The 16,450-nt window shown below is 70.0% G+C and carries 20 protein-coding genes; 5 read left to right on the forward strand and 15 right to left on the reverse strand.

What is annotated here, in order from left to right; genetic code table 11:
• The first annotated feature begins 133 nt into the window (after nt 1–133).
• From FHX45_RS28000 to FHX45_RS09850, 3 genes are read left to right on the forward strand one after another with little or no spacing between them, the layout of a single operon-like run.
• Nucleotides 134–1,159 (forward strand): M16 family metallopeptidase, encoded by a 1,026-nt coding sequence (locus FHX45_RS28000; protein WP_279588856.1) that lies wholly within the window; start codon nt 134–136, stop codon nt 1,157–1,159.
• Nucleotides 1,160–1,171: 12 nt separating this feature from the next.
• Nucleotides 1,172–1,639 carry a hypothetical protein gene (locus FHX45_RS28005; RefSeq protein ID WP_243868973.1) on the forward strand — a complete coding sequence of 156 codons (468 nt, stop codon included), beginning with the start codon at nt 1,172–1,174 and terminating at the stop codon, nt 1,637–1,639.
• Between the two features lie 10 nt (nt 1,640–1,649).
• Nucleotides 1,650–2,225: a cob(I)yrinic acid a,c-diamide adenosyltransferase gene (locus FHX45_RS09850; RefSeq protein ID WP_167099051.1), complete on the forward strand. Its 576-nt coding sequence runs from the start codon at nt 1,650–1,652 to the stop codon at nt 2,223–2,225.
• Between the two features lie 53 nt (nt 2,226–2,278).
• Here FHX45_RS09850 and FHX45_RS09855 read toward each other — a convergent pair whose 3' ends face one another.
• The 13 genes from FHX45_RS09855 to prmC all read right to left on the reverse strand — a co-directional run bounded on the left by FHX45_RS09855 (nt 2,279) and on the right by prmC (nt 13,409).
• Entirely contained in the window at nt 2,279–2,713 is a 435-nt protein-coding gene (locus FHX45_RS09855; RefSeq protein WP_167099054.1) for a DUF2550 family protein, read from the reverse strand.
• Nucleotides 2,714–2,737: 24 nt separating this feature from the next.
• On the reverse strand, nt 2,738–3,103 hold the full coding sequence (locus FHX45_RS09860; RefSeq protein ID WP_167099057.1) for a F0F1 ATP synthase subunit epsilon: 366 nt from the start codon (nt 3,101–3,103) through the stop codon (nt 2,738–2,740).
• A 113-nt stretch (nt 3,104–3,216) separates the two neighbouring features.
• Entirely contained in the window at nt 3,217–4,641 is a 1,425-nt protein-coding gene (gene atpD, locus FHX45_RS09865; protein ID WP_167099060.1) for a F0F1 ATP synthase subunit beta, read from the reverse strand.
• Nucleotides 4,642–5,589: a F0F1 ATP synthase subunit gamma gene (locus FHX45_RS09870; protein ID WP_167108693.1), complete on the reverse strand. Its 948-nt coding sequence runs from the start codon at nt 5,587–5,589 to the stop codon at nt 4,642–4,644.
• A gap of 8 nt (nt 5,590–5,597) precedes the next feature.
• Complete coding sequence (gene atpA, locus FHX45_RS09875; RefSeq protein WP_167099063.1) at nt 5,598–7,241, reverse strand: F0F1 ATP synthase subunit alpha; 1,644 nt, start codon at nt 7,239–7,241, stop codon at nt 5,598–5,600.
• A 50-nt stretch (nt 7,242–7,291) separates the two neighbouring features.
• Nucleotides 7,292–8,110: a F0F1 ATP synthase subunit delta gene (locus FHX45_RS09880; RefSeq protein ID WP_167108696.1), complete on the reverse strand. Its 819-nt coding sequence runs from the start codon at nt 8,108–8,110 to the stop codon at nt 7,292–7,294.
• An 11-nt stretch (nt 8,111–8,121) separates the two neighbouring features.
• Entirely contained in the window at nt 8,122–8,676 is a 555-nt protein-coding gene (locus tag FHX45_RS09885) for a F0F1 ATP synthase subunit B (protein WP_167099066.1), read from the reverse strand.
• Nucleotides 8,677–8,705: 29 nt separating this feature from the next.
• Complete coding sequence (locus FHX45_RS09890) at nt 8,706–8,954, reverse strand: ATP synthase subunit c family protein (protein ID WP_167099069.1); 249 nt, start codon at nt 8,952–8,954, stop codon at nt 8,706–8,708.
• 56 nt (nt 8,955–9,010) lie between these two features.
• A complete protein-coding gene (gene atpB, locus FHX45_RS09895) occupies nt 9,011–9,793 on the reverse strand; it encodes a F0F1 ATP synthase subunit A (RefSeq protein WP_167099072.1) in 783 nt (260 codons plus the stop codon).
• Nucleotides 9,794–10,163: 370 nt separating this feature from the next.
• A complete protein-coding gene (locus FHX45_RS09900) occupies nt 10,164–10,595 on the reverse strand; it encodes a Cg1360 family ATP-synthase-associated protein (RefSeq protein WP_167099075.1) in 432 nt (143 codons plus the stop codon).
• Complete coding sequence (locus FHX45_RS09905) at nt 10,592–11,752, reverse strand: glycosyltransferase family 4 protein (protein ID WP_167099078.1); 1,161 nt, start codon at nt 11,750–11,752, stop codon at nt 10,592–10,594. Before FHX45_RS09905 ends, FHX45_RS09900 begins: the two co-directional genes overlap by 4 nt.
• Nucleotides 11,752–12,402: an L-threonylcarbamoyladenylate synthase gene (locus tag FHX45_RS09910; RefSeq protein WP_167099081.1), complete on the reverse strand. Its 651-nt coding sequence runs from the start codon at nt 12,400–12,402 to the stop codon at nt 11,752–11,754. Before FHX45_RS09910 ends, FHX45_RS09905 begins: the two co-directional genes overlap by 1 nt.
• A gap of 143 nt (nt 12,403–12,545) precedes the next feature.
• Nucleotides 12,546–13,409, reverse strand: coding sequence for a peptide chain release factor N(5)-glutamine methyltransferase (prmC, locus tag FHX45_RS09915; protein ID WP_167099084.1), 864 nt, complete (start codon nt 13,407–13,409; stop codon nt 12,546–12,548).
• A 110-nt stretch (nt 13,410–13,519) separates the two neighbouring features.
• Between prmC and FHX45_RS09920 the strand changes: the two genes are divergently transcribed.
• Complete coding sequence (locus FHX45_RS09920) at nt 13,520–14,290, forward strand: alpha/beta fold hydrolase (RefSeq protein ID WP_167099087.1); 771 nt, start codon at nt 13,520–13,522, stop codon at nt 14,288–14,290.
• A gap of 32 nt (nt 14,291–14,322) precedes the next feature.
• On the opposite strand, the gene prfA is transcribed toward FHX45_RS09920, so the two are convergent.
• Together prfA and rpmE are read right to left on the reverse strand one after the other, a co-directional pair.
• Nucleotides 14,323–15,393 carry a peptide chain release factor 1 gene (gene prfA / locus FHX45_RS09925; RefSeq protein ID WP_167099090.1) on the reverse strand — a complete coding sequence of 357 codons (1,071 nt, stop codon included), beginning with the start codon at nt 15,391–15,393 and terminating at the stop codon, nt 14,323–14,325.
• Between the two features lie 79 nt (nt 15,394–15,472).
• A complete protein-coding gene (rpmE, locus tag FHX45_RS09930) occupies nt 15,473–15,700 on the reverse strand; it encodes a 50S ribosomal protein L31 (RefSeq protein ID WP_167099093.1) in 228 nt (75 codons plus the stop codon).
• Between the two features lie 219 nt (nt 15,701–15,919).
• Between rpmE and FHX45_RS09935 the strand changes: the two genes are divergently transcribed.
• Nucleotides 15,920–16,411 carry a CHAP domain-containing protein gene (locus FHX45_RS09935; RefSeq protein WP_167099096.1) on the forward strand — a complete coding sequence of 164 codons (492 nt, stop codon included), beginning with the start codon at nt 15,920–15,922 and terminating at the stop codon, nt 16,409–16,411.
• Nucleotides 16,412–16,450 lie beyond the last annotated feature (39 nt).

Genomic DNA, 16,450 nt, shown 5'->3' on the forward strand with positions numbered 1-16,450 from the left:
GTTCGGACACTCGAACGGAGGGGCGGGACATAACGGAGGGCGACGGGGTTCGCACTATCGTGTCTCACGCTGTGCCCATTTTCCGGCGATCATGTACCTGGCTCCGCACCCGACTGGGGGATCTTTGAGCGAAATGTTGACCCCACCGGCTTCTCCGTCGCTGCCGGAGGTGCACCGCACCGAGATCGACGGGGTCCCGGTCTTCTGGACGGGCCAGCCCGGCAGGCTCAGCGCGAGCCTGCTGTTCGGGGTCGGCCTCGCGCACGAGACGTTCCTCGAGACCGGCGTCACGCACCTCGTCGAGCACCTGGCGATGCGGCGCGTGCGCACCAGCCGCTACGACAACAACGCCACCACCGGGGTCCTCTGCACCAGCTTCGACGTCAGCAGCGCCCCGGAGACCGTGACCGGGCACCTGCGGCGGGTGTGCGAGTCGCTGGCCGACCTGGACACCGGCCCATTGCGGCTGGAGCGCGGAGTGCTGCTGGCCGAGGAGCGCGGCACCGACGGTCCCGGGGTGACCGCGTGGCTGCCGTCCGCGCTTTGGTTCGGCAACCGGGCGTTCGGGCTGGCCGGCAACGTCCAGCTGGCGGCCGTCAACGCCGGCCCGCAGCAGGTGCGTGACTGGTGCGCGCGCTGGTTCCACCGCGGCAACGCCGCGCTCGTGCTGTCCGGCCCGCCCCCGGCCGGCCTGACGCTCCCCCTGCGCGACGGTCCGCCACGGCAGCCCGTCGAGGTCCCACCGTTCGACCTGCCCACGCCCGCGTACACGACCATCCCCAACGGCGTGGTGGGCTGTGCGCTGGTCGACTGGACCGCGGAGACGGCGTGCGCGGCCGGGGTGCTCATCCACCGCCTCACCGACCGGCTGCGCCACCTCGAGGGCCTGGTCTACGACATCGCTTTCGACCACCAGATGGTCGGCCCGCGACGGGCGGCGCTCGGGTTCGGCGCCGACGTGCCGGACCAGCACGCCGCCCGGGTGGCCGACGCGATCCGCACCGAGCTGGCCGAGCTGGGCCGCGGTGGGCCGACGGAGGAGGAGCTCGCCGTGGACCGGGCCGGGCTCGCCGAGGAGATCGCGGAGCGCGAGTTCGGGGTGTCCCGGGCGTTCGACGCGGCGATGAGTGAGCTGACGGGGTGGCCCTCGGCTGCCTAGCACCAGCGTCGCGTGCTGGCCGGGCTGGACCCGGGCGCGGTCGCCTCGGCGGCCCGCGACCTCGCCGGCCGGCTGGTGCTGTGCGTCCCGGAACCGCACGTCCCGCGCGACCTGCCGGAGCTGCCCGGCAGCCCGCTGCCCGCCCCGCCCGGGCGCGAGATGAAGCGCGCGCTGGTGGGTGCGACCACGCCGCGCGGGTACCGGCTCGTGGTTGGCGAGGAGGGCCTGTCCACCTACTACGGCTCCAGCACCGTGCCCGCGGCAGTCGTGCGGTTCGACGACCTGGCCGGCGCCGGGATCGAGCAGACCGACGGGCAGCTGCCGATCCTGCACCTGTTCGGACGGCACGGCGGGGCGATCACGGTGCGGCCCGGCGACTGGCGCGGTGGCCGGGCCCTGGTGCGGGAACTGCGGGCCCGGCTGGACCCGGCGGTGTGTTTCGACGTGCCGGAGGCCATGCGGATGTTCGAACAGTCGTAGAGTTCTGCCCATGCCGGTACGGATCAACCGCGTGTACACCAGGGTCGGCGACAACGGGACGACGGCGCTCGGCGACGGGTCGCGCGTGCCCAAGACCGACCCGCGGCTGGCGGCCTACGCCGACGTCGACGAAACGAACTCGGTGGTCGGGCTGGCGCTCGCGATGGGCGGTCTGGACGAGGAGATCGCCGCGGTGCTGCGGCGCGTGCAGAACGACCTGTTCGACGTCGGCGCCGACCTGTGCTCGCCGGTGGTGCCCGATCCGGAGTTCCCGCCGCTGCGGATCACCGACGCCTACATCGAGCGGCTGGAAGGCTGGTGCGACCGGTTCAACGAGCGCCTGCCCAGGCTGACGTCGTTCATCCTGCCGGGCGGCACTCCCGGCGCGGCGTTCCTGCACCAGGCCCGCACGGTGAGCCGCCGGGCCGAGCGGGCCGGCTGGGCGCTCGTCGAGGCCGACCCGGACCGGACGAACGTGCTGGCCGTGAAGTACCTCAACCGGCTGTCGGACCTGCTCTTCATCCTCGCCCGGCTGGCCAACCCGGGCGGCGACGTGCTCTGGCAGCCGGGCGGCGCGGACGCCTGACCCAGGACCGCCCGCGGGGCCGTGCCCAGCACAGCCCCCGGAAGATGCGGCCCTCAGGAGGCCCGCGGCACCTGACGCCCCGGCGGCGCGGACTCCAGCCAGGACAGGAACCCGGTGAGCGCGTCCGGGCCCATCGCGATCTCGATGGGCTTCTGGCCTGCGGACTCGCAGCGCAGGACCGTGGCGTCCGAGGGCACCGCATACGCCTCGGTACCGACCGGGTCACGCCGGTCGGCGATCATCAGCATCTCGCGCTCGAAAACCCGGTCCGGGCCGGTGCGCAGGCCCCACACCCGGTACCAGGCGAACACTTCACCCTCGTAACGACCCATGCCCAGGTGCCAGCCGGCGCGCGCGTTGTCCGGGTCCCATCGCAACGCGACGCTCACGCCGCCGTTGCGGCGCATCCGGACCCACCGCAGGCTGTACCAGAAGGCGAGAACGGCAAGACCGAGCAGGACGACCAGGACAACGAGGGCGATTTCCACGGCCGGCTCCCGCTCGTCGCCGGATCAGACCGACTGACCGGCCGCGCGGAGCCGGGCGGTCGCTCTGGCGCGCTCGGCCTCGTCCTCGGCGCCCAGCGCGGAGCGGGCGGCCTCGACGTCGATCTCCTCGGCCAGCTCGGCCGACTCGGCGAGAATGCTCACCCGCTCGGCGGTCACGGAGAGGAACCCACCATGCACCGCCGCACGCACGGTCTCACCGTCCGTGGTCGTCACCTTGACGACGCCACCCTCGACGAGCTGACCGAGTACCGGTTCGTGGCCCGGCATCAAGCCGATCTCACCCTCGGTGGTCTGCGCGACCACGAACGTCGCCTGACCGGACCAGAGACGGCGCTCGACGGCGACGAGCTCGACGGTCATCTCAGCCACGTGGTTCTCCTTCGTTCCCGCGCGATGAGCGCAGTCTAATAGGTTCGCGACCGGTTACGACAACGGCGGGGTGGGAGTCCATAAAGGACACCCGCCCCGCCGTCGCCCCGACATCACTTGCCGGTGAGTTCCTTGTACTTCTTCTCGAGGTCGTCGAGGCCACCGATGCCCAGGAACGCCTGCTCCGGGTAGTGGTCGAACTCGCCCTTGGCGATCTTGTCGAACGCCTCCACGGTCTCCGCGCGCGGCACGGTCGAGCCCGGCTGGCCGGTGAACTGCTCGGCGACGAGCATGTTCTGCGACAGGAACCGCTCGATGCGGCGGGCCCGCTGCACGGTCAGCTTGTCCTCTTCGGACAGCTCGTCCATACCGAGGATCGCGATGATGTCCTGCAGCTCCTTGTACTTCTGCAGGATCCGGATGACCTCGGACGCCACCCGGTAGTGGTCCTCACCGACGATCGCCGGGTCGAGGATCGTCGAGGTGGAGGCCAGCGGGTCCACGGCCGGGAAAATGCCCTTCTGGAACACCGACCGCGACAGCTCGGTGGTGGCGTCCAGGTGGGCGAACGTGGTGGCCGGGGCCGGGTCGGTGTAGTCGTCCGCCGGCACGTAGATCGCCTGCATCGAGGTGATCGACCGGCCCTTGGTCGACGTGATCCGCTCCTGCAGCTCACCCATCTCGTCGGCCAGCGTCGGCTGGTAACCCACGGCCGAAGGCATGCGGCCCAGCAGGGTCGACACCTCGGAACCGGCCTGGGTGAACCGGAAGATGTTGTCGATGAACAGCAGCACGTCCTGGTTCTTGACGTCGCGGAAGTACTCCGCCATCGTCAGCGCGGACAGCGCGACCCGCATACGGGTGCCCGGCGGCTCGTCCATCTGGCCGAACACGAGCGCGGTGTCGTTGATGACACCGTCCTCGCTCATCTCCAGGAACAGGTCGGTGCCCTCGCGGGTGCGCTCGCCGACTCCGGCGAACACCGAGGTGCCACCGAAGTTGCGGGCGACACGGGTGATCATCTCCTTGATCAGCACCGTCTTGCCCACGCCGGCACCGCCGAACAGGCCGATCTTGCCACCCTGCACGTACGGGGTGAGCAGGTCGATGACCTTGAGGCCGGTCTCCAGCATCTCGGTCTTGCCCTCGAGCTGGTCGAACGCCGGCGGCTTGCGGTGGATGCTCCAGCGCTCCAGGTCCGCGCCGTACCCCGGCTGGTCGAGGCAGTCGCCCAGCGCGTTGTAGACGTGACCCTTGACCTCGTCGCCGACCGGCACCGAGATCGGGGCGCCCGTGTCGATCACCTCGGCGCCGCGGACGAGACCGTCCTGCGGGGCCAGCGAGATCGTGCGGACGAGGTTGTCGCCGAGGTGCTGCGCCACCTCGAGGGTGACCGTCTTGCGCAGCTGCTCGAACTCGACCTCGACCTTCAGCGCGTTGAACAGCTCGGGCACGGCGCCGCGCGGGAACTCCACGTCGACGACCGGGCCGGTCACCGAGACGATCCGGCCCTTGGTCCGGGTTTCAGTGGTGGTCATCTACTCATCACTTCCTACAGCGGCGAGCGCATCGGCCCCACCGACGATTTCGCTGATCTCCTGCGTGATCTGGGCCTGCCGGGCCTGGTTGGCCAGCCGGGTGTAGGTGTCCACGAGGTCCTTGGCGTTGTCCGACGCCGACTTCATGGCGGTGCGGCGGGCGGCCAGCTCGGAAGCGGCCGACTCCAGCAGCGCCGAAAAGATCCGCGTGTTGATGTACTTCGGCAGCAGGGCCGACAGCAGCCGGTCCGCACTGGGCTCGAACTCGTACGCGGGAAGGATGTCGCCCGGGGCGGGCTCGGCACCCTCCTCGGCGTACTCGATCTCCAGCGGCGCCATCCGCTTCGCGACCGGGGTCTGGGTCAGCATCGACTTGAACTCGGTGTACACGATGTGCACCTCGTCCACGCCGAGAACGCCGTCCTCGCCCGTACCGGCCCCGGTGTCGTCCGCACCGGCGAGGAACGCCTTGGTCAGGGTCTCCCCCGCCGCCGCGGCGTTCTCGTAGTGCGGCTGGTCCGAGAAGCCCGTCCAGCTGCCGGCGACCTCGCGGCCCCGGAACCGGTAGTAGTTCAGGCCCTTACCGCCGATCACGTAGACCAGCGGCTCCTTGCCCTCGGACCGCAGCAGCGAAAGCAGCTCCTCGGTCGCCCGCAGCACGTTGGTGTTGTAACCACCGCACAGGCCCTTGTCACTGGTCACCACCAGCACGGCCGCCCGCTTCGGGTTCGGCCGCTGCACGAGGAACGGGTCGTCGAGGCTCGCGGCCCCGCCCGCCAGGGCGGAGAGCACCTTGGTGATCTCCGTGGCGTACGGGCGCGAAGCCTCGACCCGTGCCTGCGCACGGCCGATCCGCGAGGTGGCGATCAGCTCCATCGCCTTGGTGATCTTGCCGATCGATTTCGTCGCCCGGATCTTTGCCCGGAGCTCGCGAAGTTGCGCCATCAGCTATCCGGTCACTTCGTCGGGGCGGGCTTGTTGACCTTGACGGTCTCCTGCCCCACCTTGTCGGCGTCCATCGCCTCGGCCTCGGCCTCGTTCACGAGCTGCTCACCCGAGGAGGTGGTGAAGCCCTTCTTGAACTCCGTGGTCGCGGTGATGACGCGCTCGGCGAGCTCGTCGGTCCACTTACCCTTGTCGCGGATCTCGGCGAGGATGTCGTCGTGCTTGTGGCGGATGTTCTCCAGCAGCTCGGTGTTGAACCGGGCCACGTCCTCCACCGGCACGTCGTCGAACTGGCCCTTGGTGCCGAGGAACACCGTGACGACCTGCTGCTCCACCGGGATCGGCGAGTACTGCGGCTGCTTGAGCACCTCGTAGAGGCGGGCACCGCGGTCCAGCTGGGCGCGCGAGGTCGGGTCCAGGTCGGAGGCGAAGGCGGCGAACGCCTGCAGCTCCTGGTACTGCGACAGGTCGATCCGCAGCGAACCGGACACCGTCTTCATCGCCTTGATCTGCGCGTCACCACCCACCCGGGACACCGAGGTGGTCACGTCGACCGCGGGGCGCTGACCCGAGTTGAACAGGTCGGACTGGAAGAAGCACTGCCCGTCGGTGATCGAGATGACGTTGGTGGGGATGTAGGCCGAGATGTCGTTGGCCTTGGTCTCGATGACCGGCAGACCGGTCAGCGAGCCGCCACCCAGCTCGTCCGACAGCTTCGCGCACCGCTCGAGCAGCCGCGAGTGCAAGTAGAAGACGTCGCCGGGGAACGCCTCGCGGCCCGGCGGGCGGCGCAGCAGCAGCGAGATGGCGCGGTAGGCGTCGGCCTGCTTGGTCAGGTCGTCGAACACGATCAGGACGTGCTTGCCCTGGTACATCCAGTGCTGGCCGAGCGCCGACCCGGTGTAGGGGGCGAGCCACTTGAAGCCGGCGGAGTCCGACGCGGGGGCCGCGACGATCGTGGTGTACTCCAGCGCGCCCGCGTCCTCCAGGGACTTGCGGACACCGGCGATGGTGGAACCCTTCTGGCCGACCGCGACGTAGATGCAGCGGACCTGCTTGCTCGGGTCACCGGTCGCCCAGTTGGCCTTCTGGTTGATGATCGTGTCGACGCAGACCGCGGTCTTGCCGGTCTTGCGGTCGCCGATGATCAGCTGACGCTGTCCGCGGCCGATCGGGGTCATCGCGTCGATGGCGGTGATGCCGGTCTGCAGCGGCTCGGACACCGGCTGGCGCTGCACGACCGACGCGGCCTGCAGCTCGAGGGCGCGGCGGTCCTCGGCCACGATGTCGCCGAGGCCGTCGATCGGCTTGCCGAGCGGGTCGATGACCCGGCCCAGGAAGCCCTCGCCGACCGGGATCGAGAGGATCTGGCCGGTGCGCTTGACCTCCTGGCCTTCCTCGATCGACTCGTAGTTACCGAGGATGACGACACCGATCCGGCGCGGCTCCAGGTTCTGGGCCACGCCCAGGATGCCGCCGGGGAACTCCAGCAGCTCGTTGGCCATCGTCGAGGGCAGACCCTCGACGTGGGCCACGCCGTCGCCGGTGTCCACGACGACGCCGACCTCTTCCCGGTTGACTTCGGGTGAGTAACTCGAGACGTAGTTCTCGATCGCGCTACGGATCTCGTCCGAGGAGATCGTCAGCTCCGCCATGTCGTTCCCGCTCTCTCGTTCCTGCAGGTGTGCAAAGTCTTGTTGTGGTGTCAGGCCAGCTGCCGGCGCAGCTCGGCGATCCGGCCCGCGGCGCTGCCGTCGATGACCTCGTCGCCCACGCGGACGACGAGCCCGCCACCGAGGCGGCGGTCGACCTCGACGTGCAGCCCGATCGGCCGCCCGTAGATCCGGCGCAGCTGCTCGGCCAGCCGCTCCCGCTGCTCCGCGGACAGCTCGCTCGCGCTCGTGACGTACGCGACCGAGCGCTCACGGCGCTGCGAGGCCAGCTCGACCAGCTCGTCCAGGCTGTACCCGACGCTGCGGCCCGCCGACCGGCCGACGACCTGCTCCACGAGGGCGAGGGCGACGTCGTCCACCTTGCCCTGCAGCAGCTCGCGCACCAGCCTGCGCTTCGCGTCGCCGGATGCCGTCTGGTCGGACAGCGTCTGCTCCAGCTCCGGGTTGCTCACCACGATACGGGCGATGCGGAACAACTGGTCCTCGACGGCGTCCAGTTTTCCGGCCCGCTCCGCGGCGGTGAGCAACGCGTTGCGGCCGAGCGACTCCACTCCGTCGACCAGTTCCCGCGGGCTGGACCAGCGGGCCTCGACCACGGCGTCGAGCACACGCAAGGTCTGCTCGGACACCTTCCCGGTCAGCACCGCGTGAACCAGCCGTGTGCGGGCGCGCGGGTCGGACGAGGCGTCGGCGACCGCGCGACGCAGCCCGATCTCCCTGCCGAGCAGGTCGACCACGGCCAGCAGCTCGTTGCCGAGGGCGGCCGGGTCGGTGCCGGCCCCGCCGGTGACCTCGGCGAGCCGGGTCTCGGCCGAGGCGAGCGCCTCGCGGCTCGCGGCGTGCAGCGTCAGCGTCATCTGGACTACTTCCCCGCTCCGTTACCGGCGCTGCTGCCGAGCTCGGCGAGGAACCGGTCGACCGTGCCCCGGCGGCGAACCTCGTCCTCGAGGTGCTCCCCGACGATCCGGCTCGCCAGCTCGATCGAGTTCCGGCCCAGCTCGTTGCGCAGCTCCGTGACGATCTGTGCCTTCTGCGCCTGCAGCGCGGCGTGACCCTGCGCGATGATCCGGGCGGCCTCGTCCTGGGCCTCGGCCCGCAGCTCCTCCTTGATCCGCTCCGCCTCGAGACGGGCGTCGTCACGGATCTTGGCGGCCTCGGAGTAGGCGTCCTTGAGCTGCGCCTGGTACTTCGCGAGCGCCTCTTCGGCTTCGGCCTGCGCCTTCTCCGCCTTGGCGATGCCACCCTCGATGGCCGCGGTGCGCTCTTCGTACATCTTCTCGAAGCGCGGCACGGCGAACTTCTTGAGCAGCCACAGCAGGATCAGGAAGGCGACCAGGCCGAGGATGATCTCGCTGACGTGCGGCAGCACCGGGTTCGGCGCTTGCTCGGCGGCCAGCACGATCTGGGTCTTCACCACAACGACTCCTTCAGCGGTGAGCGGTTAACTCAGGCGGCGGAGGCGATGAAGTAGACGACCAGACCGATCAGGGCGAGCACCTCGGTAAGCACGAAGGTGGTCCAGGCGATACCCATGAGCTTGCCCTGGGCCTCCGGCTGACGGGCGGTGCCGTTGATGACCGCGGCCCAGATCAGACCCACACCGATGCCCGGCCCGATCGCGCCGAGGCCGTAGCCGATGGCGGCGAGACCGGGGTTGATGCTGCTGGCGGCCTCGGCGAGAACGATGTTGCTCACTTGCGTTTCCCTTTCAGTCGGTCCGCTACCACGCGGATCGGGGGCTTCGGTTTCTTCTAGTGGTCTTCGGCGAGCGCGGCGCCGATGTAGTTCGCCGACAGCACGGCGAACACGTACGCCTGGATCACCTGGATCAGCGCTTCCACGAAGGTCATCAGGATCGCGAACGCCCACGAGACCACCGAGATCGGCTTGAACACGCCTCCGGCGTGGAGAAGCAGGAACTCACCCGCAACCGTGAACACGAGCAGGATCAGGTGGCCGGCGAACATCGCGGCGAACACCCGGACCGCCAGGGTGAGCGGGTTGAGGACGAACTTCTGCAGGAACTCGATCGGCGTCAGCAGCAGGTAGATCAGGGCCGGCGCGCCCGGCGGGACGGTCGCGTGCTTGAGGTAGCCGACGAAACCGTGCCGCTTGAACCCGACGTAGTGGTAGACCGGGTACACGACGAACAGCGACAGCGCGAGCGGGAAGCCGATGTGCGCGAAGGTGGGGAACTGGAAGATCGGGATGATCCCGAACACGTTGTTCACCAGCACGAAGCTGAACAACGTCAGCACCAGCGGGATGAACGGCTTGAAGTCCTTCGACCCGATCTGCTCACGGGCGATGCCGTTGCGCGCGAAGTCGTAGACGTACTCGGCGACGAACTGCCCCTTGCCCGGGACGACCTTCAGCTTGCGGGTCGCCAGCAGGAAGAAGGCCGCGATGATGATCACCGACAGCACGATGAGGATCATCGGCTTGGTGACGCCGAGGAAGATCGACGGCAGCTCGAAATCTCCGGCACCCGGGGGCGTGAACGTGTCGCCCGCGGCCAATACCAGCGCGCCCAACTGGGCTCCTTCCGGTTCTCCCGGCCGGCGTTCACTCCGCCGGGGGAATCGTCACGATCTGGACTTAACGTACCCGATACGTTTCGGGTAGTTGGAGGCGGATCCCCTGAGTGAACACCAGGTGTACAGTCAGCCACTTGGGGGTTTCGGTACTACGATCGCCGACGGCAGAATCAGGCCTTCCGGTTCAGGGGCCATCCGTCTCGATCGCCACGTTGCCGGTCGGGGTTCCGCATCGGGAGCGCGACCCGGGGGCCCACCTCCACAATGCGGACGATACCAGCTGGTAAAACGACACCGTACGGGCGTACTCCTTAACGGCTCCGCACTTCGTTCCAGATCTGGAAAAAACCGCTGCGACCTGCGCGGATCAGCCGGGGATGATCGTCGGGATCTTGGTCTTGCGGAAGGCGAGGAATTCCGCGGCCGCCCACACCAGGATGACCGCGAGCGTGGTGAAGGCCAGTGCGTAGCGGTTGAACGCATCCACGCCCTTGAGCGCGGTCATCACCCCGAACAGCACGAGCACCTTGAGGATGTAGCCCCCGACGGCCACCGCCATCACCATGAACGGGTCCAGCGCCGCGGACTTGCGCATCATGAGCAGCGTGACCAGCGAAGACGCGAAGGCGATGGCCCCGCCGACGAGCGAGCCGAGCAGACCGGGCACCCCGCTGAGCACCGTGGAGACGACCACGCCGACCACCACCGTGGCCACCGCGGGCCAGAGCGCGAAACGCAGCATCGCGTCGGCCAGCTTGAGCACCGACTGCGCGTGCGGGTTCTCGGTCTTGTCGGTCATGACACTCCCTGGTTCCGCGATCGCAGGCGCGGAATGACGGACACGATGCCGGCGAGGACGAGGCCCACGCCGACAATCCAGAATACCGCCGTGGTGTCGAACAGCGTCACCGAGACCGCGCCGAAGCCGAGCAGACCGGCCCACAGGTAGATCAGCAGCACCGCCCGGCGCTGCGAGTGCCCGATCTCCAGCAGGCGGTGGTGCAGGTGCATCTTGTCCGCCGCGAACGGGCTCTCGCCGCGCCGGGTGCGCCGCACGACCGCCATCAGCAGGTCCAGCACCGGCAGGAACAGCACCGCGACGACGACCAGCAGCGGCGACAGCAGAGCCAGCGCGTCCGAGCCGCCGAACCGGGTGTAGCTGATCTTTCCGGAGGCGGAGGTCGTGGCACCGGCCAGCATCAGGCCGATCATCATCGAACCGGAGTCGCCCATGAAGATCTTGGCCGGCTGGAAGTTGTGCGGCAGGAAGCCCAGGCACGCGCCGGCCAGCGTCGCGGCGATCAGCGCCGGCGGGTAGACGCCGACGTCCCCGCCCTGCGAGTGGAGCAGGCCGAGCGAGAACGCGCAGGTCGCGGCCGCCGCGATGAACCCCAGCCCGGCGGCGAGCCCGTCCAGTCCGTCGACGAAGTTCAGCGCGTTGACCAGCACCACGACCAGCAGCACCATCAGCAGGCCGCCCTGGTTGTTGTCCAGGGTGACCACAGAACCGAGCGCGTCGCCGTTGCCACCCCACGGCACCCAGAAGACGTTCCACTGGACACCGAAGATGACCAGGATCCCGGCGCACATGACCTGTCCGGCGAGCTTGGTCCAGGCGTCGATCTCGAACCGGTCGTCCAGGGCGCCGATCAGGACGATCACGCCACCGCCGATCAGGACGCCGACCGGGTCGAGCGAGAAGTCGAACGCGCGGCGCAGCACGGGCAGCTGGTGAGCCATCGCCATCCCGCCGACCACGCCCAGGTACATGCCGACGCCGCCCATGCGCGGGATCGGGATGACGTGCACGTCGCGGGCGCGCGGGTTGGCGATCGCACCGAGGCGGATCGCCAGGCGGCGGATGACGCCCGTGAGCAGGAAGGTCAGGGTCGCGGCGATGAGGCCGACCAGGATGTACTCCCGGATCGGGAGGCCGGCGGTCGTTACGGGAGTCATCAGGCCGCGGTCTTCACCGGCGCGCCGAGCACCTCCGAGATCGCCTCGGCACCGACCGCGCCCGCCCGGAGCAGGACGGGCTCAGCCCCGGTCAGGTCGATGACCGACGAGGGCACCGGTTCACCGCTGGGCCCGCCGTCGAGGTAGACCGCGACCGACTCCCCCACCTGGTCCTGCGCCTCCGGCACGCTGGTCGGCGCGGGCCGCCCGGCCACGTTGGCGCTGGAGACGGCCATCGGGCCGACGTCGCGCAGCAGCTCCAGCGCGACCGGGTGCAGCGGCATCCGGAGCGTGACGGTGCCGCGGGTGCTGCCCAGGTCCCAGCGCAGGCTCGGCGCGTGCGGGAGCACAATGGACAGATCCCCGGGCCAGAACGCCTCGATCAGCGCCCGCGCCTGCGGCGGCACGCCGAGCACCAGACCGTCTACTGTGGACCAAGAGCCGACCAGGACGCCGACGGGCAGGTCCGGCCCGCGGTGCTTCGCCCGCAGCAGCGCGCCGACGGCGGACGAGTCGAAGGCGTCCGCGCCGATGCCGTACACCGTGTCCGTGGGCAGCACGACCAGGCGCCCCGAACGCACCGCGCTCGCCGCCGCGGCCAGCCCCTCCGCCCGCGTTTCCGGACGGTTGCAGTCGTACACCGCGCTCATGGGGTGAAGACTATTCCGGAGCGCGTAACGACTTGGTTGCGGGTCGCGGTCACGCTTCGGCAAACACGGCGCCGCGAGCGGCAAACACGCGGACGTGGCGTGTTCGCCGGTGCGGGCGGCGTGTTGGGCAGTGCGGGAGGGGGTCAGCCGCGGAGGGCGGTCACGAAACGGGGGCGTCCGGCGAGGTCGCGGTGGTCCTGGACGTCCGTCAGCACCTTGCGGGACGCCAGCAGCGCCGGCGCGGCCGAACCGTGGGTGTCGTCGTGTTCCACGGCCACCCCGCCGCCGGGCTTGAGCAGCCGGCAGGCGGTCGCGACGGCCTGCCGGACCACCGCCAGCCCGCCGTCCGGGGCGAAGACCGCCTGCGGCGGGTCGAAGTCGACCACCTCGGGCGGCAGGTCCCCGCCCGGCGGGACGTACGGCGGGTTGCACACCACCAGATCGACCAGGCCGTCCAGCTCGGCGAAGATCGTGTTGTCCCCGACGTCGCCGGAGTACAGGCGGATCGGGGTGTCGCCCGCCGCGGCTTGCTTGTCGGCGTTGTGCCGCGCCCACGCCAGCGCGTTCGGGTCGACGTCCACGGCGTAGACCACCGCATCGGGCCGCTCGTGCGCGATCGCCAGCGCCAGCGCCCCGGATCCGGTGCACAGATCGACCACAACCGGGTACTGGCGGCCGTGGATGTGCCGCAGACCCCACTCGACCAGCAGTTCCGTCTCCGGCCGCGGGATGAACACACCGGGGCCGACGTCCAGGGTGATGCCGGCGAACCCGGCCCACCCGGTCAGGTGCTGCAGCGGCACGCGCTTGGCCCGCTGCGCGACCAGCTTGCCGATCGCCTCCACCACCGGCGGGTCGACGAGCGGCACCAGCGGCAGGCGGCCGCGCTCGACACCCAGCACGTGCGCGGCGATCAGCTCGGCGTCCGCGCGCGGGGACGCCACCCCCGCATCCTCCAGGATGCGCATCGCCTCGAGGATCGCCAGTCGCAACGGTTGCCGCTTCACGTACCCAACTTTTCCACAGCGCCCGCCCGGTGGTGGGGACGTGTGCTGCGAGCGGCCCGCGCGTCCGCGGGCTTGACCTTCACACCGGTATGAACGCTTACGTTCGCGGCATGACCGAACGTTTCTCGCATCTCGTCCGCGGGTCCGGCCCCGGCCTGCTGCTCGCGCACGGCGCGGGTGGCAGCGTCGAGGCCAACTTCGGCCCGATCCTGGACGACCTCGCCCGCATCCGCACCGTCGTCGGCCCGGACTACCCCGGCACCGGGGCGACACCGCGCAGCCGACGGCCGCTGGACCTGGACGAGATGGCCGATTCCCTCGTGGCCACCGCCGTGGACGCCGGGGTGGACCGGTTCACCCTCCTCGGCTACTCGCTCGGCACCGCGGTGGCGGTGCGGGCGGCGACGCGGCACCCCGACCGGGTCACCGGCCTGGTGCTGACCGCCGGCTTCGCCCGCCTGTCGAACCAGATGCGGCTGGCCGTCGGCGTGTGGCGGGAGCTGCTCGACGCGGGGAACCCGGGGCTCCTCGCGCAGTACATGACGTTCGTGGCGACCGGCCGGGACTTCCTCAACGCGCTGTCCGGACCGGAACTGGACGCCGCACTGTCCGGGCTGGTCGTGCCGCCCGGGACGCCGGACCAGGTGGACCTGGTGGCCGCCGTGGACACGCGCCCCGACCTGCCCCGGATCGCCGTGCCCACGCTGGTGATCGGGACCCGGCAGGACCTGCTGGCGCCACTCGACCTGCAGCGCGAACTGGCGGCGGGTATTCCCGGCGCGGAGTACGTGGAGATCGAGTCGGGGCACCTGATGCAGATCGAGGCCCGCGACGACTGGCTCGCGCACATCCGGAAGTTCCTGGAGCGGGACCCGTCCTGAACCGACCGGTGAGCTGACCCGTGCCGCCGCCGTCACTGGCCGGCGGCGGCCAGGCGCTCCTCGCGGTCGGCGGCGGCCAGCGCGTCCAGCACGGCGTCCAGATCGCCGTCGAGGACCTGGTCCAGGTTGTACGCCTTGTAGTTGACCCGGTGGTCGGAAATGCGGTTCTCCGGGAAGTTGTACGTCCGCACCCGCTCCGAGCGGTCCACCGTCCGGACCTGCGACTTGCGCGCGTCGGCGGCCTTGGCGGCGGCCTCCTCCTCCGCCATGGCCTGCAGGCGGGCCTGCAGCACCTGGATGGCCCGCGCCCGGTTCTGGATCTGCGACTTCTCGTTCTGGCAGGACACCACGATGCCGGTGGGCAGGTGGGTGACCCGCACCGCGGAGTCGGTGGTGTTCACGCTCTGGCCACCGGGCCCGGACGACCGGAACACGTCGATGCGCAGGTCGTTGGGGTCGATCTCGACCTCGACCTCCTCCGGTTCCGGGTAGATCAGGACACCGGCCGCGGACGTGTGGATCCGGCCCTGCGACTCGGTGGCCGGCACGCGCTGCACGCGGTGCACGCCACCTTCGAACTTCAGCCGCGCCCAGACCCCGTCGGTATCGCCGGCCTTGCTCTTCACGGCCACCGTGACGTCCTTGTAGCCGCCCAGGTCGGAGTGCACGGCGTCGAGGACCTCGGCCTTCCAGCCGTGCCGCTCCGCGTAGCGCAGGTACATGCGCAGCAGGTCGCCGGCGAACAGGGCCGACTCCTCGCCGCCCTCACCGGACTTGATCTCCATGACCACGTCGGAGCCGTCGTAGGGGTCGCGCGGCAGCAGGAGCTCGGTCAGCCGCGACTCCAGCTGCGGGATGCGGGCGGCGATCTCGTCGGCCTCGTCGGCGAACCCCGGGTCCTCCCCGGCCAGCTCGCGGGCCGTGGTCAGGTCCCCGCGCGCGCTGTCGAGCTCGGTGATGACCTTCACGATCGGGCTGAGCTCGGCGTACCGGCGGCCGAGCTTGCGCGCCCGGCCCTGGTCGGCGTGCACGGCCGGGTCCGCCAGCTGCTTCTCCAGCTCGGCGTACTCGTCGAGCAGCCCGTGCAGGGAAGACGAGTCCACGACCGTCCCTTCCTCTCGTTGCCGGAACACAAAAGCGGCGCCCACCCCCGATGCTCGGGAGCGGGCGCCGTCGGTGGAGCTACTTGGCGTCGGCCTGCTTCTGGCGCTTGCCGTAGCGCGCCTCGAACCGCGCCACCCGGCCACCGGTGTCCATGATCTTCTGCTTGCCGGTGTAGAAGGGGTGGCAGTTCGAGCAGATTTCGACCGTGATGGCACCGGAGGTCTTGGTGCTGCGGGTCGTGAAGGTGTTGCCGCAACCACAGGTGACGGTGGTGGGCACGTACTCGGGGTGGATACCGCTCTTCATGGAGTCCTCTCATCGTGGCCGCCGGGTCCCCGCGCAGATCTCTCATCACGTGGGGTGAACCGGAGCCGGACGTTAGCGGGTTGATTCTGCCAGATGCACTGACGTGCAGGTCAACGCCCCCCGCACCGCGCATATTCCGAATACCGGGAGTGTACGGGTTTTGTACGGGCGCGCGGGAGCCTCTCACCAGACCCGGACCCGCCGGGTGAGGAGGAGCCGATGTCCCGCACCGTCAAGTCCCTGACAGTCGCCGCGCTCGCGGCCGCGGCGCTCACGCTGGTCCCGCTCACGAGCGAGGCCACCACCACCGAGGCCGCGACCAGCGACCTGTCGGTCCTCAGCGCCGGTGACGGTACCGTCTCCGGCGCGATCGAGTGGTTCCAGAACCGCAACGGCAGCAGCGCCTACGAGGGCATGTGCGAAAAGGCCGTGGAGAACGCGTACGGCACCACCGGGGTGTGGTCGTCGGCCAACGCGCACTGGGAAGGCGCGAGCCCCAAGCACGCCGGTGACCACAACCCGCCGCGCGGCGCGTTCGTGTACTGGAACATCGGCGGGGGTTACGGCCACGTCGGCATCTCCGACGGTGCCGGCGGCTTCTGGTCGACCAGCGTGAACAACAAGATCGGGCACGTCACCAAGGCCATGGGCGGCTACGACTACTTCGGCAAGTACCGGGGCTGGACACCCGCGGCGGTGCCGAGCCGGTAGTGACGCGAAAACGGCCACCCTCCGCGCGGAGGGTGGCCG

The organism is Amycolatopsis granulosa, from assembly GCF_011758745.1.
In the GTDB taxonomy this organism is placed as follows: Bacteria; Actinomycetota; Actinomycetes; order Mycobacteriales; family Pseudonocardiaceae; genus Amycolatopsis_E; species Amycolatopsis_E granulosa.

Coding starts and splice junctions, on each gene's coding strand:
- FHX45_RS28000 (WP_279588856.1), top strand. CDS start 134: ATGTTGACCCCACCGGCTTCTCCGTCGCTGCCGGAGGTGCACCGCACC.
- FHX45_RS09850 (WP_167099051.1), top strand. CDS start 1,650: ATGCCGGTACGGATCAACCGCGTGTACACCAGGGTCGGCGACAACGGG.
- atpD (WP_167099060.1), bottom strand. CDS start 4,641: ATGACCACCACTGAAACCCGGACCAAGGGCCGGATCGTCTCGGTGACC.
- atpA (WP_167099063.1), bottom strand. CDS start 7,241: ATGGCGGAGCTGACGATCTCCTCGGACGAGATCCGTAGCGCGATCGAG.
- FHX45_RS09900 (WP_167099075.1), bottom strand. CDS start 10,595: ATGACCGACAAGACCGAGAACCCGCACGCGCAGTCGGTGCTCAAGCTG.
- FHX45_RS09905 (WP_167099078.1), bottom strand. CDS start 11,752: ATGACTCCCGTAACGACCGCCGGCCTCCCGATCCGGGAGTACATCCTG.
- FHX45_RS09910 (WP_167099081.1), bottom strand. CDS start 12,402: ATGAGCGCGGTGTACGACTGCAACCGTCCGGAAACGCGGGCGGAGGGG.
- FHX45_RS09920 (WP_167099087.1), top strand. CDS start 13,520: ATGACCGAACGTTTCTCGCATCTCGTCCGCGGGTCCGGCCCCGGCCTG.
- rpmE (WP_167099093.1), bottom strand. CDS start 15,700: ATGAAGAGCGGTATCCACCCCGAGTACGTGCCCACCACCGTCACCTGT.
- FHX45_RS09935 (WP_167099096.1), top strand. CDS start 15,920: ATGTCCCGCACCGTCAAGTCCCTGACAGTCGCCGCGCTCGCGGCCGCG.